The organism is Parabacteroides sp. PF5-6 (assembly GCF_029504695.1).
Lineage (GTDB): Bacteria > Bacteroidota > Bacteroidia > Bacteroidales > Tannerellaceae > QVMG01.
Window position 1 is genome coordinate 26,388 of the sequence record NZ_JAQFIN010000006.1, and the last position, 22,061, is coordinate 48,448.

17 protein-coding genes are annotated in these 22,061 nt (G+C 48.5%); 9 read left to right on the top strand and 8 right to left on the bottom strand.

The genetic code is table 11. The features are described 5' to 3' along the window. Positions 1 to 7: 7 nt before the first annotated feature. Positions 8 to 1,264, top strand: coding sequence for a beta-ketoacyl-ACP synthase II (fabF, locus tag M2133_RS09100; RefSeq protein WP_277465797.1), 1,257 nt, complete (start codon positions 8 to 10; stop codon positions 1,262 to 1,264). 4 nt (positions 1,265 to 1,268) lie between these two features. After that, a complete protein-coding gene (rnc, locus tag M2133_RS09105; RefSeq protein ID WP_277465920.1) occupies positions 1,269 to 2,105 on the top strand; it encodes a ribonuclease III in 837 nt (278 codons plus the stop codon). Positions 2,106 to 2,107: 2 nt separating this feature from the next. Here rnc and M2133_RS09110 read toward each other — a convergent pair whose 3' ends face one another. Continuing rightward, on the bottom strand, positions 2,108 to 3,118 hold the full coding sequence (locus tag M2133_RS09110) for an ATP-dependent 6-phosphofructokinase (protein WP_277465798.1): 1,011 nt from the start codon (positions 3,116 to 3,118) through the stop codon (positions 2,108 to 2,110). A gap of 118 nt (positions 3,119 to 3,236) precedes the next feature. Between M2133_RS09110 and M2133_RS09115 the strand changes: the two genes are divergently transcribed. Beyond that, a complete protein-coding gene (locus tag M2133_RS09115; protein ID WP_277465799.1) occupies positions 3,237 to 4,751 on the top strand; it encodes a GH3 auxin-responsive promoter family protein in 1,515 nt (504 codons plus the stop codon). A 108-nt stretch (positions 4,752 to 4,859) separates the two neighbouring features. Here the strand turns inward: M2133_RS09115 and M2133_RS09120 are convergent, their stop codons facing one another. Beyond that, positions 4,860 to 5,612, bottom strand: a complete 753-nt coding sequence (locus tag M2133_RS09120; RefSeq protein WP_277465801.1) for a phosphatase PAP2 family protein — start codon at positions 5,610 to 5,612, stop codon at positions 4,860 to 4,862. 282 nt (positions 5,613 to 5,894) lie between these two features. Here M2133_RS09120 and cysS point away from each other — a divergent pair, with 282 nt between their 5' ends. Then, positions 5,895 to 7,367, top strand: a complete 1,473-nt coding sequence (gene cysS / locus M2133_RS09125; protein WP_277465802.1) for a cysteine--tRNA ligase — start codon at positions 5,895 to 5,897, stop codon at positions 7,365 to 7,367. On the opposite strand, the gene M2133_RS09130 is transcribed toward cysS, so the two are convergent. Beyond that, positions 7,368 to 8,678: an AAA family ATPase gene (locus M2133_RS09130; protein WP_277465803.1), complete on the bottom strand. Its 1,311-nt coding sequence runs from the start codon at positions 8,676 to 8,678 to the stop codon at positions 7,368 to 7,370. A 137-nt stretch (positions 8,679 to 8,815) separates the two neighbouring features. On the opposite strand from M2133_RS09130, the gene M2133_RS09135 reads away from it, so the two are divergent. Then, positions 8,816 to 9,223, top strand: a complete 408-nt coding sequence (locus M2133_RS09135) for a PaaI family thioesterase (protein WP_277465804.1) — start codon at positions 8,816 to 8,818, stop codon at positions 9,221 to 9,223. 4 nt (positions 9,224 to 9,227) lie between these two features. Here M2133_RS09135 and M2133_RS09140 read toward each other — a convergent pair whose 3' ends face one another. The 3 genes from M2133_RS09140 to M2133_RS09150 all read right to left on the bottom strand — a co-directional run bounded on the left by M2133_RS09140 (position 9,228) and on the right by M2133_RS09150 (position 13,344). Then, positions 9,228 to 10,109 (bottom strand): DUF3108 domain-containing protein, encoded by an 882-nt coding sequence (locus tag M2133_RS09140; RefSeq protein ID WP_277465805.1) that lies wholly within the window; start codon positions 10,107 to 10,109, stop codon positions 9,228 to 9,230. Further along, positions 10,057 to 11,967, bottom strand: a complete 1,911-nt coding sequence (locus M2133_RS09145) for an Ig-like domain-containing protein (RefSeq protein ID WP_277465806.1) — start codon at positions 11,965 to 11,967, stop codon at positions 10,057 to 10,059. Before M2133_RS09145 ends, M2133_RS09140 begins: the two co-directional genes overlap by 53 nt. A 99-nt stretch (positions 11,968 to 12,066) precedes the next feature. Continuing rightward, positions 12,067 to 13,344 carry a DUF2851 family protein gene (locus M2133_RS09150; protein WP_277465807.1) on the bottom strand — a complete coding sequence of 426 codons (1,278 nt, stop codon included), beginning with the start codon at positions 13,342 to 13,344 and terminating at the stop codon, positions 12,067 to 12,069. Between the two features lie 109 nt (positions 13,345 to 13,453). Between M2133_RS09150 and dapB the strand changes: the two genes are divergently transcribed. The 4 genes from dapB (at position 13,454) to M2133_RS09170 (ending at position 17,173) form a co-directional block, all read left to right on the top strand. Then, positions 13,454 to 14,170, top strand: a complete 717-nt coding sequence (dapB, locus tag M2133_RS09155; protein WP_277465808.1) for a 4-hydroxy-tetrahydrodipicolinate reductase — start codon at positions 13,454 to 13,456, stop codon at positions 14,168 to 14,170. 21 nt (positions 14,171 to 14,191) lie between these two features. Then, a complete protein-coding gene (gene lepB / locus M2133_RS09160) occupies positions 14,192 to 15,598 on the top strand; it encodes a signal peptidase I (RefSeq protein ID WP_277465809.1) in 1,407 nt (468 codons plus the stop codon). A gap of 116 nt (positions 15,599 to 15,714) precedes the next feature. Then, a complete protein-coding gene (gene lepB, locus M2133_RS09165; RefSeq protein ID WP_277465810.1) occupies positions 15,715 to 16,545 on the top strand; it encodes a signal peptidase I in 831 nt (276 codons plus the stop codon). Positions 16,546 to 16,549: 4 nt separating this feature from the next. Next, a complete protein-coding gene (locus M2133_RS09170; protein WP_277465811.1) occupies positions 16,550 to 17,173 on the top strand; it encodes a WbqC family protein in 624 nt (207 codons plus the stop codon). Positions 17,174 to 17,178: 5 nt separating this feature from the next. Here M2133_RS09170 and M2133_RS09175 read toward each other — a convergent pair whose 3' ends face one another. Both M2133_RS09175 and M2133_RS09180 read right to left on the bottom strand, forming a co-directional pair. After that, positions 17,179 to 19,671 (bottom strand): glycoside hydrolase family 3 N-terminal domain-containing protein, encoded by a 2,493-nt coding sequence (locus tag M2133_RS09175; protein WP_277465812.1) that lies wholly within the window; start codon positions 19,669 to 19,671, stop codon positions 17,179 to 17,181. Positions 19,672 to 19,701: 30 nt separating this feature from the next. Beyond that, positions 19,702 to 22,053 (bottom strand): beta-glucosidase, encoded by a 2,352-nt coding sequence (locus M2133_RS09180; RefSeq protein ID WP_277465814.1) that lies wholly within the window; start codon positions 22,051 to 22,053, stop codon positions 19,702 to 19,704. Positions 22,054 to 22,061 lie beyond the last annotated feature (8 nt).

The window sequence follows — 22,061 nt, forward strand, 5'->3', positions numbered from 1 at the left end:
TTTAAGTATGGAATTAAAAAGAGTTGTAGTAACAGGTCTTGGAGCTATTACTCCTCTTGGTAACACCCTCTCGGAAACCTGGGAGGGTCTTATTGATGGGAAGAGTGGCGCAGGACCTATTACTCAGTTTGACGCATCCAAATTCAAGACCCAGTTTGCCTGTGAGATCAAAGGTTTTGATCCGTTGCAAATGATGGACCGGAAAGAAGCGCGTAAGTGCGACCGGTATACCCTGTTAGCTTTGAAGGCGGCCGATGATGCTGTTGCCGATTCTGCTCTCGACCTGGAGAAGGTGGATAAGAATCGGATCGGCGTGATCTTCTCTGCCGGTATCGGAGGCATTAAAACCTTCGAAGAAGAAGTCATGGGCTATAATGATGAGCGCGGACCCCGTTTCAATCCTTTCTTCATCCCCAAGATGATTGCGGATATCGCAGCGGGTCAGATCTCCATGAAATATGGATTTCACGGGCCGAACTTCGCCACTGTATCGGCTTGCGCCTCTTCTACCAATGCGATTGCCGACGCATTCAACTATATCCGTTTGGGTAAAGCGAATGCGATCGTTACCGGCGGTGCGGAAGCGGCTGTTTCGATAGCCAGCATCGGTGGTTTCAATGCGATGAATGCCCTTTCTACCCGCAACGATGAGCCGGCCACGGCCTCTCGTCCGTTCAGCGCCAGCCGCGACGGATTTGTGATGGGTGAAGGTTCCGGCTGTCTGGTATTGGAAGAGATGGAGCATGCCTTGGCACGCGGCGCGCATATCTATTGCGAAGTCGCAGGTACGGGCTTATCGGCTGATGCGTATCACCTGACCGCTTCTCATCCGGAGGGATTAGGCGCGAAATTGGTGATGCTCAATGCCCTGGAAGATGCAGAGATGAAGCCGGAAGAAATCGACTACATCAATGTACATGGTACCTCTACCCCCGTGGGCGATATCTCGGAAGTGAAAGCGATCAAAGAAGTATTCGGCGATCACGCGTTTAACCTGAATATCAGTTCGACCAAGTCCATGACCGGTCACCTTCTGGGTGCCGCGGGAGCTGTCGAAGCCATTGCCTGTATCAAGGCGGTAGAAGAAGGAATCATCCCTCCGACGATCAACCATGAAGAAGGAGACGATGACCCGGAAATTGATTATAACTTGAACTATACGTTCAACAAAGCACAAAAAAGAGAAATCAACGCGGCTCTTTCCAATACCTTTGGGTTTGGAGGCCATAACGCTTGTATGATCGTCAAAAAGTTTGTGAAGTAACGTGCTGTTTAAATGGCTAAATAAGAAAATAAGGCTCCTGAAGAACAAAGGCAAGGAGCCTTATTTGTCTGTTTATAAGATCGTAGGTTTTTATCCCGATGATATCCGGCTCTACGAACAGGCTTTCCTACATAAGTCTTCCTCGGTGGAAGTCCACAATGGAAAGTGGATCAATAATGAGCGGTTGGAATTCCTCGGCGATGCGATCTTAGACTCTATTGTGGCCGATATTCTGTATAAACACTTTCCCTATAAACGGGAAGGTTTCTTGACCAATACCCGCTCCAAGATCGTTCAACGGGATACGCTGAACCGCATTGCCATCGAATTGGGCATCGATAAGCAGGTTCGCTTTTCCTCCCGGATGAATACGCACAACAATCACATGAACGGGAATGCTTTAGAAGCCTTGATCGGTGCAATCTACCTCGATCAGGGCTATCGTCGTTGTTTTCATTTCATAAACGATGTAATGATCGGGCAACATATCGATCTGGAGCAGATCGCCCGCAAGGAAGTAAACTTCAAGTCGAGCCTGATCGAATGGAGTCAGAAGAACAAGATCGAGATCAATTTCGACCTGATCGAATCGTTTATGGATAACGACGGGAATCCGGTATTCCAGACCGCCATCTGCCTAGGCGAACGCCAGATCGGTATCGGTATCGGTTATTCCAAGAAAGAATCGCAACAGAATGCGGCGAAGATGGCCGTCAAGAAGCTGCGCAACGACCGTGAGACCCAACAATACGTGGCGGAGCTGAAGAAAAACAATACCGGCGAGAATACACCCGACCAGGAGTTTGACGAACTGCCGGATGAGAACGAAAATAACGATTAACGTTATCTCCCAAACATAATCCCCATCCGTTTCCCTTGCTGTATTAATTCATGTTGTGGCGGCACGATCTTAAGCTTGCCTGCTACCTCTTCGAGTGGGATGGAATCCACATGTTCCCCTTTGATACAAACCATTCGTCCGAACTGACGGCTGGCCAGTAATTCGGTGGCATGACCACCCAGGCGGGTAGCCAGGTTACGATCGAAAGGCGACGGATTACCTCCTCTTTGCGTATATCCCAGTACGGTTTCACGTGTTTCGATGCCTGTCCCCTGCTCGATTGTCGGTGTGAAATAATCCACCGGCCGCTTGGCTGGTGTATTCACACCTTCGGCCACGACAACGATCGAATAGGGTTTTCCTTTCTGCGACCGGTTGAGGATCGCTTCATTCACCTTGTCAATATCATAACCCAGTTCGGGAAGAAGAATCACATCGGCTCCACCGGCCATACCGGCATGGAGCGCGATCCATCCGGCATGGTGCCCCATGACTTCAACCACCATCACCCGTTTGTGCGAACTGGCGGTCGAATGCAACCGGTCGATCGATTCGGTCGCAATGTTCACCGCCGTATCGAAGCCAAAGGAGAGATCAGTCCCCCATACATCGTTATCGATCGTCTTAGGCACGCCGATGATATTCAGACCCATCTGTGAAAGCAGGTTGGCCGTTTTCTGTGTGCCGTTGCCTCCGATACAGACTACGGCGTCGAGGCCCATCTCCCGGTAGTTTGTCCGGATGGTATCGGCCAGATCGTTTTCGTTGTTGCGCAGTCTTTTGCGGATGCCTTTCTCGCGGGAAGTGCCCAGGATCGTTCCGCCCAGGTTCAGGATGCCCGAGAGGCTACGTTCGTTGAAGACCTCCATGTCTTTGGTGATCAGTCCGGTGAAACCGCTGTGGATGCCGACCACCTCCATGCCGTAGTGCATAAGCGCCGTCTTACCTACTCCCCGTATCGTCGCGTTAATTCCGGGACAATCACCTCCGGAAGAAAGAATACCTATTTTCATAAATTATAGAAGTTAGAAGATAGAAGTTAGAAGTTATTTTGTGAGTAGCAAATATACGAATAATAAACAATATGGCTACCTTTGCGGTTTCTTGAATAGAAACAGAAACAAGCAACTTATGGATTTTATTACCAGTCTGGCTTCTCCTTTTTTCCTTCATCGGCAAGGGAATATACGGCGATTTGAGCAGGAAAGCGAAAGCATTCAGGCTGGACAGTTGCGTAAGCTGATTACTAAGGCTCGGGATACGGAGTGGGGAAAGAAATACGACTTCAAAAGTATCCGCAACTACAAAGATTTCAGTCAACGTATCCCGCTGCAATCGTATGAAGACCTGAAACCGTATATCACCCGGATGGTGAACGGCGAGAAGGACGTGCTTTGGCCTTCGGTGGTGCGTTGGTTTGCGCGAAGCAGCGGTACGACCAACGATAAGAGCAAGTTTATTCCCGTCACCAGTGAGATCCTTTGGCGTTGCCATTACAAAGGCGGGGTCGACTGCGTAGCGCTTTACCTGGAGAACAATCCCAAGAGCCGTTTCTTCTCACGCAAAGGTTTGATCCTGGGCGGAAGCCATAGTCCTTCACCCTTGAACGCGCAGGCGCATCAGGGCGATCTTTCGGCGGTGCTTTTGCAGAACCTGAATCCGCTGGTCAACCTGGTCCGCGTCCCGCCCAAGCGTATTATCCTGATGGATGAATGGGAGAGTAAGATCCGGGCGATTGTGGAGAGTACGTGCAACAAAGATGTGAACAGCCTTTCCGGTGTGCCTTCGTGGATGCTGGTGTTGATCCGTGCCCTGTTGGAAAAGACCGGTCGGCAGCACCTGACAGAGGTATGGCCCAACCTGGAAGTCTTCTTCCACGGCGGCATCAGTTTCGAACCTTACCGCACGATATATAAGGAGTTGATCCCCTCGGACGACATGCATTATATGGAGACTTACAATGCTTCGGAAGGTTTCTTCGGCATCCAGAGCGATTTGTCCGACCCGAGCCTGCTGTTGATGCAGGACTATGGGGTGTTCTATGAGTTTATCCCGCTCGATCAGGTGGGCAGCTCCGATCCGAAGATCTTATCGTTGCAGGAAGTGGAACGGGAGGTGAACTACGCGGTGGTGATTAGCACATTGGGCGGCCTTTGGCGGTATCAGATCGGCGATACGATTCGTTTTACTTCTTTATATCCCCATAAATTCATTATCTCCGGGCGAACGAAGCATTATATCAATGCTTTTGGTGAGGAATTGATGGTCGATAATGCCGACAAAGCCATCTCGCTGACCAACGAAGCGACCGGAGCCGTTGTAAAAGAATACACTGCCGCTCCCCTTTTCATGCTGGATAAAGCCAAAGGCCTTCATCAGTGGTTTATTGAGTTCACCAAGCGCCCGAATTCGCTGACCGACTACGCCCGCCTGTTGGATCAGAACCTCAAACGCCTGAATTCCGACTATGAAGCCAAACGATACAAGGAGATTTCCCTCCAACCTTTGGAGATTGTAGAAGCCAAAGACGGCGTTTTCTACGAATGGCTCCGCCGCAAAGGCAAACTCGGCGGCCAGCATAAGATCCCTCGACTGAGTAATGATCGGGAGATGATCGAGGCTTTATTGACAATTAATAAGGAGTAAGGGGCTTAAGGGGTTTAAGGGGAGTAAGGGGTTTAAAGAACTGAAACCTTAAACCCCTTACTCCCCTTAAACCCCTTAAACCCTTTAAACCCCTTATCTCCTAACTCCCTAAAACCGCAAAGAAAGATAAACCCCTGCCCCTCTCCCATTCACCAAAGGAGCAACCACCAGCCGATCATCCGCTTTTCTCATCAGCGCATCCCGGATCGGAAAATAAATCAGATAAGAAAGCTCAACCGAAAGAATGCCGAACCCGGCTCCGGCCACCACATCGGCCACCCAATGCCTATTGTTGTGCAACCGGCTTCCGGCAACAAACAAGGCGACTGCATAACCCGAATAGGCCAGTACCGGCGACGTATCCCGGAATTCTTTATACGCTATATGGGCGCCCAGAAAAGCATTGGCGGTATGTCCCGAAGGGAACGAATGCGGGCTGCCGTCGGGACGGGTCGTATGCAATGTATGTTTCAGCCCTTGCACCATGCCGGCGTTCAACCCTTCGGCAAGGGCAACGAGAAAGAGCTGATCCGTCCAGCGGTGTTTCTCTTTTCCCATCAGGTCGCACAGGAAAACCCAGCCCAGCATGCCCCATTCGAGGTAGTTATCGATTCGGATTGGCGTCACACTGTCGCGCCGCGAGAACAGGTGGAAATCCTGCATCCCGTCAACTGCCGTGCCCACCGCCCCCAGCGTGATCAGCGAAGCCGGCAAGATCAAATGCTTGGGCTGAAAACGATCCGGCGCCTCTATCGTCTGCTTCGATGTGCTATCGGCTGCCCATGTCGCCTCCTGCCGGGGCAAGCCCCAGGCTAAAGCGCTGTACACACTCAAGATCAACAGAAGAATAGAAACTCGCATACGTATTACTTTCTTTTCGGCTACAAAGGAAGTCATTATTTATTTTTATCATGGGCTCTTGGGGCGCTTTTCTGTCGGTTTCTTTCATAAGTAAGGCTTGTTCTTTCTTTACGACCGGGGTAGTAAACCTTTACCACCGGGGTGATAAACCTTTACGACCCCGGTCGTAAACCTTTACTACCCCGGTGGTAAAGAAAGATCTAAATGGCGAAAGAGGAAAATGGCACGCAATGAAAAATATATTACCTTTGTACTTCCAAATCAGAGAAAGAGATTAAAATCATGGAGCATCCTTTACACATTTACAATACGCTTTCGCGCAAGAAAGAACAGTTCGTACCCCTGCATGAGCCGCATGTCGGTATGTATGTCTGCGGACCGACCGTTTATGGCGACGCGCATCTGGGACACGCGCGGCCGGCGATCACGTTCGACCTCCTGTTTCGTTACCTGCGTCACCTGGGTTATCGGGTGCGCTACGTGCGTAATATCACCGACGTGGGGCATTTGGAGCACGACGCGGACGAAGGAGAAGACAAGATCGCCAAAAAGGCACGCCTCGAAGAGCTCGAGCCCATGGAGGTGGTGCAATACTACCTCAACCGTTACCATCAGGCGATGGAAGCCTTGAATGTGCTCTCTCCAAGTATCGAGCCCCATGCTTCGGGGCATATCATCGAACAGATCCAATTGGTGCAGGAAATCCTGAACAATGGCCTGGCTTACGAAAGCGAAGGCTCGGTCTATTTCGATGTCGAGAAATACGATAAGAAACACCATTACGGCGTGCTCTCGGGACGCAATATCGAAGATATGATCAACACCACCCGCGCATTGGACGGGCAGGACGAAAAGCGCAACCCGATCGATTTCGCGCTTTGGAAGAAAGCACAGCCCGAACATATCATGCGTTGGCCTTCGCCCTGGAGCGATGGTTTTCCGGGTTGGCATTGCGAATGTACGGCTATGGGACGGAAATACCTGGGCGCGCACTTCGATATCCATGGCGGCGGCATGGACCTGATCTTCCCGCACCATGAGTGCGAGATCGCCCAGTCGGTTGCCTCGCAGGGTGACGATATGGTGCGCTATTGGATGCACAACAATATGATTACGGTCAACGGACAAAAGATGGGTAAGTCGTTGGGCAACTTCATTAACCTCGAAGAATTCTTTACCGGAAGTCACCGCATGCTGGCGCAAGCCTATACGCCGATGACGATCCGTTTCTTTATCCTGCAGGCGCACTACCGCTCGACGGTCGACTTCAGCAACGACGCCCTGCAAGCCTCCGAGAAAGGACTGGCCCGGTTGATGGATGCGTTTCATGCCTTGGAGAAGATCCAAGCGGGAAAAGAAACGACGGTCGATGTAGCCGGCCTGCGGCAGAAATGCTTCGACGCCTTGAACGACGACCTCAATTCCCCGATCGTCATCTCTCATCTCTTCGATGCTGCCCGTGCCATCAACACCGTGAAGGACGGAAAAGCAACGCTTGCAGCCGAAGATCTGACCGAACTGAAAGACGTATTCCAACTCTTCCTCTTCGATATCCTGGGCATGACCGACGCGACCGCTGCCGGTGGCTCTAACGTGGAAGCCTTTGGCAAAGCCATGGATCTCTTATTATCCATCCGCCAGCAAGCCAAAGCCAACAAAGACTGGGCCACCTCCGACCGCATCCGCAACGAACTCACCGCCCTCGGCTTCGAAATCAAAGACACCAAAGACGGCGCAGAGTGGAAGAAATTATAACTAAAAGGATATAAGTTTGTGCGTTAAATCGGCCATAAAGAGCGGGATGTTGATAAGATCGGCATCCCGTTTTAAGTTTTTGAGAGAGAAACGAATACTTATCGGCGGAGAATACCTTTGGCGATAGAGAGTCAAACTTCGGCTGATCGTATGGATATCAGATTTCACTTCAACAGGGATAATCTCATTCTCAAATGGAATCAGAAAATCGACTTCCGCACTCCTTTCCGAAGTCCAATATCTCAGGTCTCCAAATTGAACAGACAGACTTTCAAGAATATAGTTTTCAGTCAATGCGCCCTTAAACTCGGTGAACAACCTATTGCCTTCCGTTAGAGCAGTCGGTAGGAGATTGGATAGCTTTCGAAGTAATCCTACATCTACAACATATATCTTGAATGCAGAAAGATCGTCGTAAGCCGATAAGGGCAAAGAAGGTTTTGAACATCTATGAATTCGATAAACCAACCCCGCATTGACAAGCCACTGTAATGCATCTTCATATTCACGGGCTCTGGCTCCTGACTTAACGGTCTGATACAGGAATTTTTTGTTTTCCCGTGCCAACTGAGAAGGCAAAGAGTTCCATATATAATTAATTTTGGGAATTTCTTTCGTTTCAATGTGTTTACTGAAATCAAGAGAATAAGTAAGCAATATATCTTCCAATGTCTCCTGTACTCCTTCAATGCCTTGTTCAAGAAGGCTTACAATAGCTTCAGGCATTCCTCCCGACAGATAATACTTTTTGTAGATATCAACAATCCGGCTAAAGAGAATATCCGGGATAGCCTCAAACTTATTTATACCTTCCAGGTAATCAGATAAGCTTTTATCTACCGTTTCCAAAAACTCAAGGAAGGTGACAGGATGAACGTGCAGGAAATGAACTTTGCCTACAGGAAAAGAATTATTTCCTCTTCGTAAGGCTACCCCTAAGAGTGAACCGGCGCATGCAATGCAATACTCAGGAGCTTCTTCACAGAAATACTTTAAAGCGTTTAAAGCCTCATTACACTCCTGTATTTCATCAAAAATAATCAGTGTCGTGTCAGGATTAATGGCTCTGCCGTGTATGACAGATAAGAATTCAATAATACGAACCGGTTCTTTTGTTTTAATAAACAACTGCTTCAGTTCTGATTGTCGCTCAAAGTTAAAGTAGGCAACTTCTTCAAATGAGGTTTCTCCAAAATGCTTCAGTAACCAAGTCTTTCCCACTTGTCTGGCACCTTGTAATACCAATGGTTTTCTTCGTGGATTCACTTTCCATTGGATAAGCTTCTCAATAAATCTTCTTTTTATATACATAAATCACACATTAACTGTCGATTTTGTGATTCCGCTCACAAAATCGACAGTTGTTTCAGGCAAATATAGGTTATTTTCCAGATCTTATTACCTTTACATGCAAATATTTATAACAGAAAGTGATGAAAGAAACAAAAATGACCATACAAGAATTCCTGCAAGGCGACCGGTTCGCCTTGTTGGCTGGGGTGGAGCTGTTGGAAGTAGGCAATGGATACGCTCGGGCGCGGATGGAAATCAAACCCATGCACCTGAATGGCGGAGGCGTTTGTCAAGGCGGAGCGATTTTTACTTTGGCGGATCTGGCTTTTGCGGCGGCAACGAACAGTCATGCGCGGTTGACGTTTTCGATCACTTCCAATATAAACTTCTTCAAGTCTGAAAGCCACGGCTTCCTCTATGCCAAAGCCCGAGAAGTATTCAACCACAAGCGATTAGCCAACTGCGAAGTGCAAATCACCAACGAAGCCGGCGAATTGATTGCCACCTTCAACGGCACAGGCTACCGCAAAGACACCGCCTTGCCCTTCGAAGCGATAGAATAAGTATTTACTTTTTGCGGGGAACCACTATCCGGCTATTCAGTGGATAACGCAGGCCGGAGGCGTCTTTGTAGTAGGCTTCCATGGCGCCCAGTTTCAGTTTGGCGCGCACTTTGATGGGGAGGTGGTTGTCGTCGTCGCCGATCCAGATTTCCAACGCTTCCTTGCTCTGGGTGAAGGCATCATCGTAGATATCGACAATGAAGTAGCGGGTGGCGTATTTGACGTTCTCCCGTTCGACAATCTGTTGCCCTTCATAATGGTAGCTGATCGGGATCACGCTCTTTCCCATCGCCACCTGCAGGTGGTAATGCTTACTCTGCTCCATCTCATGCCAGTCGAAAGAGCGGGCGTACATCAACGAACCCAGGATATCCAATACGCAGTTGCCGCCCACCAATACGGTATCGGCTTTGATGCGGTTCTTATTGCGGCGGAAAGCATGGACATGGGTTTCCGCGTCTTTATAGGAATAGGTGAGATTATCGATCTGGTAGTATCCGCCTTCGTCGGAGCGCTTGGTGCTGAAGAGCAGGCGGGGTTTCTCCTGTGTCGTATAGTTGACGATCGTATCCCGGATACTGAAGAATTTATCAATCATACCGGAGGAGTATAACAAGAGTTCGGATTTCCATACGGGTTGGTTCTCATATTCGGAAGAGGTGACAGTCATTGTTGCTCCTCCCCCTTTGGTCATCAATAGGCCCCATTTGAAGTAGAGATCGAACTCGACCTTCTCGCCGTCGTGGAAGATGTCGCTGTCTTGCAGGCATTGTGCCTTTGAGGGGGAAGTGAAACTAAGTAAACAAAGGAATAACAACAGGCAGAGCCCCATTTTAGAATGAGAACCCGCCCCGATTGGAACTCGACGATTGACTTCTTCCTTCATTTCTGTAATCTCTTTGTTTCTTGGTAACCTCTTTGGGTTTATTCTTTGTAATGTCTAATGGCTTCTGCCGATCGATCGGCGTATCCAATACATGCCAGTCTTCTTCTTTATCCCAGTTGACCAAGACCTCGAATACCCCGGGGTAGTAATACACCCGTTCGGCTTGTCTTTTCTCCGCGTAATTCCCGGTATCCCATACGCCGTTATTGTTCTCATCCACAATCAGGCGGGCGTAGTATTTATCGGGCTTCAGGTCCATGAAGAGCACTCCTCCGTTACTGACCGGCACTTTCCTTACCGGCTGATCGTTTGCATTGAGCAATTCGACAAAGGCGGTGGTATCCAGGTCGTGGATATTGATATACAGGTTCCCGTATTCGTCGGCGCTCTTGATCTTCAGCTTCCCGTTGTATCCGTTATTCCAACGGCCATACACACTGAAGATAGAAGCGGAGTCGACCTCGAGCATATATTCTTCGCTGTATTTCCATTTCCGTTCGAGGTAATACCGCAACGTATTGACGGAGTCGGCTTTGAATTCGAAATCAACCGGCACCCACAGGGTGTCGACCAACTGGTTCAAGAAGAAAAGATCTTTCGATACTTCGAGTACCGGCTCGTTGAATGTAACAAAAAGCGTATCGAAATTGTTCATTGACGATGAGGTACTTACCGCCATTTCCAGGAATTGGATCGGTTCGGGTTCCTCCGTTTTCTTCTTCGACTTTTTCTTTTCTTCCGGACGACGGCGCATATTGGCTTGTATCGTGTCGGTCTGCGGAACGAGGATATTCAATGAATCGCTTTTCGGATAGGTGAACGATAGTTGTAGGCTGTCTTGCTTCCAGACCGTGGAGTCGGTGATCCAGAAGTTGACGGTCGTTCCCATATCGGCGGTCTGGATATAATACCAACTGCTGTCCTGCGGTTCGAAGTTGACCGGCACCGGAAGCGGAACAGTATCCAGCGGCGCGTTGTATTTGACGACGAACAGATGGGATTCCGGGCGTTCGGGACGCAACATATACTGGCGCGCGAATTTCTCTTTGAAGAGGAACAGTTGAATATCATCGGGCATAAAGCGGGTATAGGCAACCGTGCGGATCGTATCGATCGTCAGGCTGTCGACCCAGGTGGTATCTTCGCGGGTAGTCAGTTCGAAGGTCGGGGTGATGGGTTCTTCGTTGTAGGCGATATCTTCACCCGGCTGGTCGAATGTATAATCCCGGTTGACATCGTTCAACGCGTAGATGCGGTACGTGCCCGGAGAGATATTGCGGATGGTGAATTTCCCCCTTTCGTTGGTGCGCGAGGTACGGTCGAAAGGTGTATGGGTAAAAGCGGAATCTTCGAGGTTACGGTGCAAGCCGATCGTAATGCCGGGCATCGGTTCGAGGTTCTCCGCGTTCAATAGGAAGCCGGACACTTCGAGCGTATCGATCACATCACCGGTAGAGAAGGCGAACGTAAAGTTCTCCAATACGTTCTTTTCGTTGTTGTCGACGATGGAGTTGGTGAAGTCGATCGTATAGGTTGTATTCTCCTGTAAGGTATCCTGCAGTTCGACGGTTACCTTTTTCCCGATCGCGCGGATGATCGGCGTCTGCATCTGCGGCGGGGTGATAATCACATTCTCGGAAGGTTTCTCCAGCTGGATCAATTCATCAAAAAGGATCTCTATCTTCTTCCCTTGGTGATTGGTCTTATTGGGGACAGGCGTACTCGTGATATACTTTGGCGGCGCCTCATCATACGGCCCCCCATTCGGATTCCCTATGCTGGCGCATGAATAAATCAGTAATACAAAGAATAATCCGCTGAGTGCGGACATTATATGTTTCAGATACTTGTTTCCCATCCTTTTGAATCGATTATTCATCCAAACTACTTCAAACATTCAGCCGCGACAAAAATAGATAAAAATCCTGTGATTATGAGTAGGTAAAGGATTTTTAGCTTATTCCCTCGGGACGGCCCGTTTGAGGAAGCGGAAGCCGATGCGGCAGTAGAGGCATTTTTTGCTTTCGCAGTATTCGCGTTTGAGTTGGATCAAGGCTTGGGTGTCGCCGGCATGGCGGGTAGGGATACCGGCGCGGTTGAAGGTATAGATGATACTGTTCTTTTCCGGTGGGAGGGTTTCCAATAGGTGGAGGGCACGTTCGCAGTAGATCTCCTGACGTTTTTGCTTGCCGTAAGCAAAGAGCATAGGGATGACGGTGTTGATCAACAGGATATTCAATGAGTCTTCTCCGATCGTCTTCTCCTTCTGGGGCGAGGCATAACGGAAATGATAATGGGTTTTCCAGTATTCGGAGGGGGCTTGTTTGAGGTATCCTTTCATCTGGTTGAGTACATTGCTTTCCAGGATCAGGGAAAAGAGCGAGCCGTGCGCGGTCCAGATCGCGGCGAGCTGGGCCAACCGTTGATAGGGGAAGTTACCCGGGCGTACGCGCAGGTTCTTGAACAGGGAAGCGTCCAACGGGCGAAGATTGTACTTTTGTTTCAGGAAGTGAAACTCTCTTTGCAGCAACAGGTAGTAGGGGCATCTGCCCGGATACTCGAGCATGCCGGCTTGTCCGAACAAGAGCGCTTCGACCTGTACCGGGTTATCCCTCTGCTTGCGTATGCATTGAAAAGGAAGACTCTTCGCCAGCCACTCGAACGAATCGCTATTGATGCCGAAACCGAAGCTCCGGGTGAGCATAATATAGAATACCTCATTCCAGTCGTTATTGTAGAGCTTCAACAGGTCGAGGATATTCCGCGTTTTCCTTTCCAGTCTTTCCTGGAGTAACGCGTTCACCCAGCCCGAGAGATGCACCGGCTCGACGTCACGGATATAGGGCAGGCAAGGCATATTCGTGTCGTGGTGTAAGAGCCAGTTGATGTTATGGCTGACCGCGTCGGGGATCCGGATCACGATCTGTGGGATGATCTCTCCGGTAGTGCGGCGAATCACGGCATCGGCCGATCCGACGATATGCAGGATCACCGCGTCGTAAGCTTTATCCAGGTCGTGATGATGGACGAGCCAGTCGGAGGCTTTCTCGTGTATCTCCACACTTCCGGCCCAAACCGTTTGATCGATTTTTATTTTCGCATTGAAGAAATCCGGGCCGGCGTCCGTATTGTGTATGCCCGTATCGATTACCTGTATAGGTGTTCCGTCGGTCGTGGTCAACGCAGTCGTCTTATACAGTTTATATTTCCAAACATATTGTAATAAACGTTCCATATTCATTCAAGTTAAGATCGATTACCACAAATATAATTCATTTTCTGTATATTTGCACCTTTACAGGCAGACTTTTTTGCCTGATAATGCAGTATTTAAGCAAATAAAGATGAAAATAGCATTAATAGGTTACGGAAAGATGGGCAAGACCATCGAACGGATTGCGTTGGAGAGGGGACATGAGATTGTATCGATCATCGATATAGACAACCGGGAAGATTTTGAATCCGAAGCGTTTAAGAGTGCCGATGTGGCGATTGAGTTTACAATACCTTCCATGGCTTACGCCAATTACATGAAATGTTTTGCTGCCGATGTGCCGGTGGTTTCGGGAACGACCGGTTGGTTAAACCAGATGCCGGAGGTCAAAGCGATGTGTGCCGAAGAAGGAAAGACGTTCTTTTATGCCTCGAACTTCAGCCTGGGGGTAAATATCTTTTTTGCGTTGAATAAATACCTGGCGAAGATCATGAACAACTTCCCCGCGTACGATGTATATATCACCGAGACGCACCATATCCATAAGTTAGATGCACCAAGCGGCACCGCGATCACCCTGGCGGAAGACCTGATGGGCGAAGTGGAGCGAAAGAAACGCTGGGTGCTCGGCGCGGAGAAGAAACCGGATGATCTGGTGATCACCTCGTTCCGCGAAGGTGAAGTGCCCGGACGCCATGATATTGTGTACGACTCGCCTGTCGATACGATCCGCATCGAGCATGATGCCAAGAACCGCGACGGCCTTGCTTTGGGTGCTGTCATTGCCGCTGAGTTTACTGCCGGAAAGAAAGGTTTCCTCAGTATGCATGATCTTTTTAGCTTTTGATATACTTAAGAAAAACATCATATGAAAAAGTTTCCTACCCAATTCCCCAAAAAACAGTGGATCAAGTTTGCTATCTGGGGAATCCTTTATACGTTGTTCGCTATTTGGATGAGAAACCTGTGGTTGCTCCTGGGTTTGTTTGTCCTGGTCGATATCTTTCTGACTAAGTTCGTACCCTGGGGCGCCTGGAAGAAATCAAAGAATCCCAAAGTGCAGAATATGTTGGAATGGGTGGATGATATTCTCTTTGCCCTGATCGCGGTGTATCTGATCAACCTGTTTGTGTTTCAGAACTACCAGATCCCCAGCTCTTCGTTGGAGAAATCGTTACTGGTGGGCGATTACCTGTTTGTCAGCAAATTGAGCTACGGCCCGCGCGTGCCCAATACGCCGCTTTCTTTTCCTTTGGTGCAGAACACGTTTCCGATCACCAACTCCAAATCGTATTCCGACTGGCCGCATTGGGATTATAAGCGGGTGGCCGGCCTGGGCGAGGTGAAACGCAACGATATCGTGGTATTCAATTTCCCTGCCGGAGATACGGTGGCACTGAAAGTGCAAAACCCGGATTATTATACGCTGATCGCCCAGCATGGCAGGGAAGCGATCGCCTTGAACAAATCGTATTTCGGAGATGTAATCTACCGTCCGGTCGATAAGCGCGAAAACTATGTGAAACGTTGTATCGGGATGCCGGGAGATTCCTTGGAAGTTCGCGACAATCAGGTGTATATCAATGGTGTGGCCGGTGAGAACCCGAAAGAGATGCAATTGAACTATCTGGTGGAGGTCAGCTCTGTGTTGAGTGATCAGGAGTTTCGTCTGTTGAATGTAAGCCGGGAAGATCAAAACTTATTTGCCGAAGGGGGAACCAATGGCAAGTGGCATGCTTTTCTGGGTATTCCTGCCAATGAGGAGGGGATGTACAATATGATTCTTCAGCTTCCGCTCACGCAGGAGATGGTTGAAAAGGCAAAGAAACTACCGAAGGTAAAGAGTATACGGGTAGAACCGGAATCGATCTTCTCGAGCCTCTACTATCCGGTGGATTATCCTACCGGCTGGGGACGCGATAACTACGGCCCGATCTGGATCCCGAAGAAAGGGGCGACGATCGAACTGACAGAATGGAACATCGGTCTTTATCACCGGTGTATCCGAAACTACGAAAACAACGAGTTGGAAGTGAAAAACGGAACCGTTTACCTCAACGGTCAGCCGGCAACGACTTATACGTTCCAATACGATTACTACTGGATGATGGGCGACAACCGCCACAAGAGCGCCGATAGCCGCTCGTGGGGATTTGTTCCCGAAGATCATGTGGTGGGCAAACCGATCCTCATCTGGTTATCTCTGGATAAAGACCGCAGCCTGTTCGACGGCGGTATCCGTTGGGGACGAATGTTCAGGATGGTTCATAAATAGAATTACGAATTAAAAATTACGAATTACGAATTGCCATGGTTAGCTTATCGAATTCGTAATTTTGATTCGCAAGCGAGACTACTTATAATTCGTAATTTTTAATTTTTAATTTTTAATTGAAAAACTTTGTTTTTCTCCTTCTACTGGCTACCGGCCTGATCCTGGCTGTTCGGCAATGGTGCGTAGCTTCTTACCGGATCTCCACGCCGGCAATGGAAGAGGCTTTGCATCCGGGCGATTTTGTGTTGGTTGATAAATGGGCTGCGAAGGCGCCCAAGCGCAACGGGGTGGTTCTTTTCTCCAGTCCGCTGTCGCGTGATTCGCTTCGTTCGCCCTTGTTAGTCGGACGTTGCATGGGATTGCCGGGCGATACGGTGGAGGTGCAACCCGAAGGGTATGTGTTGAACGGGCAGAAAGTGCCGCTGGCGCCGCAATCGTTGCAGACCTGGTACGTGGGCAGCCGTTGGAAAGACGACTGCCTGAAGGCGTTGCAAACGCTTCATATCCCTTTGCGCGAATGGAAACAGGCGGACGACGGTTATACCTTGCGGTTGACCCCGCTGGAAACGGCGCGTATCAACCAGGAAATGGAACAGGAACGTGCCAAACTGCAACTCAGCGGTCCGGCCCTCTCCTATCAGGTCGTGCTTCCCCGCAAAGGACGGGCGTACCGATTGGATGAATATTCCCTTTTGTTTTGCCAGGATGCGATCATGCAGGAGACCGGCGGGCAAGCGAAGTTCCGCGACGGCAAGCTCTATCTCGATGGCCGGGAAACGACTTTCTATTTCTTCCAACAAGATTATTACTGGTTATTATCGGACAACCCCCAGGCGGCGGTCGATTCGCGCTACCTGGGCATTATCCCGGCCGATCATCTGGTTGGGAATGTTTGGTTCTGCTGGTTCAGCTCCGATAAAAATAAGATGTTAACCCGTGTATATTGAATCTATGGATACCTCTGTTTACCTCTCCACCACCTATCTGGGCCCTGTGCAGCAATACGTCAAGCTCTACCATTATCCCGAAGTCTATATCGAAACGGCTGAAAACTATATCAAGCAAACCTACCGCAACCGCTGCACGATCGCCGGAGCGAACGGAGTGCTTCCCCTCACTGTCCCGATTATTAAGCCCGATACACCGAAATGCCTAACGAAAGATATCCGGATCTCCGACCACGGCAACTGGCGCCACCTGCATTGGAACGCCTTGGTGTCGGCCTATGGACTGAGCCCTTTCTTTGAATATTACGAAGAAGACTTCGCCCCTTTTTACCAAAAGAAATATGAATTCCTTTTCGATTTCAATGAGGAGCTGCGCACCTTGATTTGTGAGTTATTAGACATTCAACCCACGATCCATTATACCGATCACTATGAAAGTCAGCTTCCCAATGACTTCCGCGAATCGATCCGCCCACGCCATCCGGGCGACGATGCCAGCTTCCGCCCCCTACCCTATTACCAGGTTTTCCGCGAACGCCACGGCTTCCTCCCCAACCTAAGCATTGTCGACCTCCTCTTCAATATGGGCCCGGAAAGCCTTTTGGTGTTAAGGGATGCTGTGATTTGAGGGCTTTAGTCTTTATTGGGCATATTCCATTTTTTCGTTTGTGAACAAGTAATGTTTGTTGTCTGATTACCGATTTGAATACGGAAATCTCCTTTTTCTATGATCCATTTTCCGTCATAACCGACATAGGCAAGGTCGGAACCCTTTACTTCCAGTGTTACCGTTTTGGTTTCGCCCGGTTTTAACTCGATTTTGTCAAAAGCGCGCAACCGACGTACATCCGGAGCCAGTGAGGCGACAAGGTCGGAACTGAACAACAAGACACTTTCTTTTCCTGCCATTTTCCCTGTATTGGTTACATCGACGGTGAAAGTAAGGATATCATCAGCAGTAAAGTCTGATTTATTCACTTTCAAATTGTTGTAAGCAAACTGAGTATAGCTTAATCCATAACCAAAAGCCCACTGAACCGATACCACCGCATCATAGTTGTAGGCCCCTTCCATTCTTTCCATTTCTTCACTCGGCTTATAATCATAAGTGATTAACGAGTTGATATACTTCGGATAGGTAAAAGGCATTTTCCCGCTGAAGTTCGTATCTCCGGCAAGTAGGTTGGCTAAGGCATCCCCGCCATAATTCCCCGGCAGCATGATGTTGACGACTGCTTTGGCTAAGGGTTCAATTTCATTGATGATACGCGGACGGCCTTGATTGAGGATTAATACAATCGGCTTTCCGGTAGTCGCCAAGGCCTTAACCAGATTCAGTTGGTTGGGTGAAAGGGTCAGATCGTTCAGATTTCCCAGCGTCTCACAATAGGAGTTTTCTCCGATACAGGCGATAATATAGTCAACACCCCGTGCTGCCGCGACAGCCTTATCAATCTGGGGAGCGTTTTCTTCCCACCAGCTACCCCCTTGTTTATAGGTAACCCCTGCTTCGTGAACAATATTGTTTGCTCCAAATTTATTCCGGAAAGCTTCAAGGATCGTATTATGGTCTGCCGCGCATTCGTCTGCCTTGTCGCCTTGCCAGGAGTACGACCATCCTCCGTTAAGTGTACGCATGGAGTTGGCATTTGGTCCTGTAAGTAAGAACTTCTTTCCTTGTGGCAGCGGAAGGATATTATCAGTGTTTTTAAGAAGTACGATACCTTCTTCAGCGGCGCAAAGAGCTACTTTCGCATGTTCATCACTTCCGAATAGAGGGAAGTCGGCATGATTATATGCCGGCGTATCAAATAGCCCTAAGCGGTATTTCAAACGTAATACACGACGTACGGCATCGTCGATACGGCTCATTTTCACTTCCCCTTCTTCAACTAACTCTTTCAATAACGTGCAGAAAGTCCATTCGTAGGGAACCATCGACATATCAATCCCCGCATTGATCGCCATCTTGATCGCTTCTTTTTTGCTTGAAGCTACCTTATCACGCGTGTAAAGATTATTGATATCCGCCCAGTCGGTGACAATCAGCCCGTCCCAGTTCAGGTCTTGTTTCAACCATTCGGTAAGCAGTTCGTAGTTCGCATGGAAAGGCAATCCATTGTTCATCGCCGAATTAACCATTACGGTAAGTGCCCCTGCCCGGATGGCTTCAAGATGTGGAGCGAAATGTTTCTCCCGCATATCCTGAACGGAGATAGAAGAAGGCGTACGGTCTTTACCTGATACAGGAACGCCATAACCCATATAGTGTTTCATGCTGACGGCCACGCTATGCGGACCGATATGATTCGGGTCTTCTCCCTGAAAGCCTAACACGGCTTCACGTCCCATAACCGTATTCACATAGGCATCTTCGCCATACCCTTCCCACTGACGAGGCCAGCGCGGATCACGGCCAAGGTCGACCACAGGCGCGTATGTCCAGGGGATACTTCCAGCCTTTGTCTCGTAAGCCGAGATACGGGCTCCTTCGCGTACCAGGGAACGGTTGAACGAAGCCGCCATATTGACTCCTTGCGGGAACAGGGTTCCTCCCATCGTATAGGTGGTCCCGTGGATTTGATCTACCCCATAAATACAGGGTATTCCAATCTCTTTCATCGACTTATCCTGAATGATCTTAATGATACGTTCCCACTCCTGGGGAGTCTGTGCAATACCGGCAGGCACATTGAGAATAGAGCCTACCTTGTATTTGCCAATGACCGAGTCGAGCAATGCCTCATCAACCTGAAAGCCTTTTTTACTTTCTATGCCTTGGATAGCCATATAGATGCCCATAAATGTTTGTTGTCCGGGCATTTCATCCGTAAGTTCAAACTGATCTTCCAAGCCGTATTTGGCAAGGAGAGCTTTCAGGTCGTCCACCTTGAAGTTCTGCATATCGATTCCTGCGAAAGGATTGGTACGCAGAGTGATGGCATCGATAGCCAATTCGGTCATCTGTCCGACCTTCTCATCAAGCGTCATTTTTTTTAGTAGTGCTTCTACTTGTTGTTCTATCTTTTCATCTTTGGGAATGGCCGGTTTTACGCTTTGCTTTTGTGTGCACGAGCTAAGTACAACTCCCATCAATAGAAGAAAAAGGAATACGTTTCGTTTCATGATATGTAATTTATATTATAAACAAAATTATTAGGGTTTCAACACGGCAATAGGTTCTTGAGGCTTTAATACGTCATTTGTCTTCCACTCCTCCACTTCGGTTATTGCAACCTCCAATGTTGCTTTTATGTTCTCCGAAGAAGAACCAATCGATAGTTTATAAGTTCCTTTATCGGTTACCCAGGCACTCCCGTTTGCATCATACGAAGCCAGATCAGCAACGGCAACAGGCATGGTCAGGGTTTGAACCTCGCCACGTTTCAATTCTTTTGTTTTTGCAAAGGCTTTCAATTCCAACGACGGCTTACCTAAAGGGCTTGCAGGAGCAGAAACATAAAGTTGAACCACCTCTTTGCCGATGGCATTCCCGGTGTTTTTCACCTCTACGGTAACCGTAAAAGCACCATCCGCCTTGTTTACTTTCGCATGGGCATACTCAAAGGAAGTATAAGACAATCCATAACCAAACGGATAAGAAACCGCTTTATTGAAGGTGTTGAAATAACGATAGCCCACATAGATATCTTCCTGATACACGGTGTAGTCAATATTACGCACCCATTCCTTTTCGGTATCGTCGCGACCTTTCATCAGATCAGACTGGTTTGATGTCGGATAATTAATAGGAAAATTAGTAGAAGAAGCTGCATCCGTATAGTTTACAGGGAAGGTCATGGTTAGTTTGCCCGAGGGGCTCACCTTCCCGCTCAATACATCGGCTACACTATTCCCTCCTTCCTGTCCGGCTTGCCAGGCTAAAAGGATTGCATCCGGTATTTCTTTCCATGATGCTGTTTCAATTACGCCGCCGATATTCAGGATAACGATTGTTTTCTTCCCTTTAGACCGGAATACTTTAGATACGGCAGTGATCAAATTTTGCTCTTCTTTTGTTAATTCAAAGTCACCGGGTATTTTACGGTCCAGAAACTCTCCCGACGTTCTTCCGATAGTAATTAAAGCAGCATCTGCATTTGTTGCCTGTTTATTCAGTTCTGTGGTATTCGGAATAAATTCACCCGGACGCGATTTAGGCATAAAAGCAGCCATTTTATCGTTTGGATCGGGAGCGTTTTTGGCGTTTTCTTCTTGTATATATTTTTCATAAGAAACCATTAGACCGATATCTAATATGTATCCTGCTTTTTCAAGCCCTTCAACTAAAGAAATAGTATAGGCTTCGTTTACATCCCCACTACCTGTTCCTCCGGCAATGAAATCATAAGACGTAATTCCATACGCCGCTATTTTTTTCACGGAAGAAGCAAGTGGCAATGTGCTGTTATTGTTCTTCAACAACACCATACCTTCAGCAGCCGATTGGCGGGTTACAGCCGCATGCGCTTTCAAATCAGGTTTATTCGAATAGTTGTAACCTTTAAACCGAGGCGATTTAAGAACTAACTCCAGGATACGTTTCACATTCGTATTTACATCAGCCTCTGCTAGTGTCCCGTTTTGCACGGCTTCCACAATATCCATTATCTGTTTCGGAGAACCAGGCATCAACAGGTCGTTACCGGCATACACTTGTGCCGAAGCATCTTTACCGCCAAACCAATCGGTCATTACCGTTCCGGTAAATCTCCATTCATCACGCAGAATGGTTGTTTGCAAATCGTGACTTTCAGAAGCATACTGCCCATTGATCAAATTATAGGAGGACATAATAGTCCATGGAGCAGACTCTTTAACCGCGATTTCGAAACCTTTTAAGTAAATTTCACGCAAGGCACGCGGAGTCAAACGACTATCATTGCCCATACGATTGGTCTCCTGATTATTCGCCGCGTAATGTTTCAAGGATACCCCTACCCCATTGCTTTGTACCCCTTTAGTCATTGCGGCAGCCATTTTACCGGAAAGGACCGGGTCTTCCGAATAGTATTCGAAGTTACGTCCGCAGAGTGGATTACGATGAATATTCAATGCAGGGGCTAAAAGAATATCCGCACCATACTCCAACACCTCATTGCCTATAGCCTGGCCCACCTGTTCCACCAGTTCCGTATTCCAGGTGGAAGCCAGTAAACTACCGACTGGAAATGCCGTACAGTAATATGTATTATCATCCCCTTTGCGAATAGGTTGTATCCTCAACCCGGCCGGTCCATCGGCCAGTACGATAGCCGGAATACCTAAACGAGGGATCGGATAAGTGGTTCCGGCAGCGCCGGGTACAAGTGAACCGGTTTCACCAACAACCGCATTTTCACCTGTAAACCCTGCCATACCAGTCCCAACCAATAGTTTCACTTTTTCATCCAGCGTCATGGCAGCAACTACTTGATCGACAGAAGCCTTACCCAATTGCGGAACCTTGTCTTCGCATGATGTGATCAACAGAGTGAAAGCTATTGTTACGAATAAACTCTTCTTCATGACAACAG

What these genes read in the sequence shown, in the direction of transcription:
- M2133_RS09150 (WP_277465807.1), bottom strand. Translation starts at nt 13,344, where the DNA reads ATGGAACGTTTATTACAATATGTTTGGAAATATAAACTGTATAAGACG.
- fabF (WP_277465797.1), top strand. Translation starts at nt 8, where the DNA reads ATGGAATTAAAAAGAGTTGTAGTAACAGGTCTTGGAGCTATTACTCCT.
- M2133_RS09135 (WP_277465804.1), top strand. Translation starts at nt 8,816, where the DNA reads ATGACCATACAAGAATTCCTGCAAGGCGACCGGTTCGCCTTGTTGGCT.
- M2133_RS09170 (WP_277465811.1), top strand. Translation starts at nt 16,550, where the DNA reads ATGGATACCTCTGTTTACCTCTCCACCACCTATCTGGGCCCTGTGCAG.
- M2133_RS09120 (WP_277465801.1), bottom strand. Translation starts at nt 5,612, where the DNA reads ATGCGAGTTTCTATTCTTCTGTTGATCTTGAGTGTGTACAGCGCTTTA.
- M2133_RS09140 (WP_277465805.1), bottom strand. Translation starts at nt 10,109, where the DNA reads ATGAAGGAAGAAGTCAATCGTCGAGTTCCAATCGGGGCGGGTTCTCAT.
- M2133_RS09115 (WP_277465799.1), top strand. Translation starts at nt 3,237, where the DNA reads ATGGATTTTATTACCAGTCTGGCTTCTCCTTTTTTCCTTCATCGGCAA.
- M2133_RS09175 (WP_277465812.1), bottom strand. Translation starts at nt 19,671, where the DNA reads ATGAAACGAAACGTATTCCTTTTTCTTCTATTGATGGGAGTTGTACTT.
- M2133_RS09110 (WP_277465798.1), bottom strand. Translation starts at nt 3,118, where the DNA reads ATGAAAATAGGTATTCTTTCTTCCGGAGGTGATTGTCCCGGAATTAAC.
- cysS (WP_277465802.1), top strand. Translation starts at nt 5,895, where the DNA reads ATGGAGCATCCTTTACACATTTACAATACGCTTTCGCGCAAGAAAGAA.
- M2133_RS09130 (WP_277465803.1), bottom strand. Translation starts at nt 8,678, where the DNA reads ATGTATATAAAAAGAAGATTTATTGAGAAGCTTATCCAATGGAAAGTG.
- lepB (WP_277465809.1), top strand. Translation starts at nt 14,192, where the DNA reads ATGAAAAAGTTTCCTACCCAATTCCCCAAAAAACAGTGGATCAAGTTT.
- dapB (WP_277465808.1), top strand. Translation starts at nt 13,454, where the DNA reads ATGAAAATAGCATTAATAGGTTACGGAAAGATGGGCAAGACCATCGAA.
- M2133_RS09180 (WP_277465814.1), bottom strand. Translation starts at nt 22,053, where the DNA reads ATGAAGAAGAGTTTATTCGTAACAATAGCTTTCACTCTGTTGATCACA.
- M2133_RS09145 (WP_277465806.1), bottom strand. Translation starts at nt 11,967, where the DNA reads ATGGGAAACAAGTATCTGAAACATATAATGTCCGCACTCAGCGGATTA.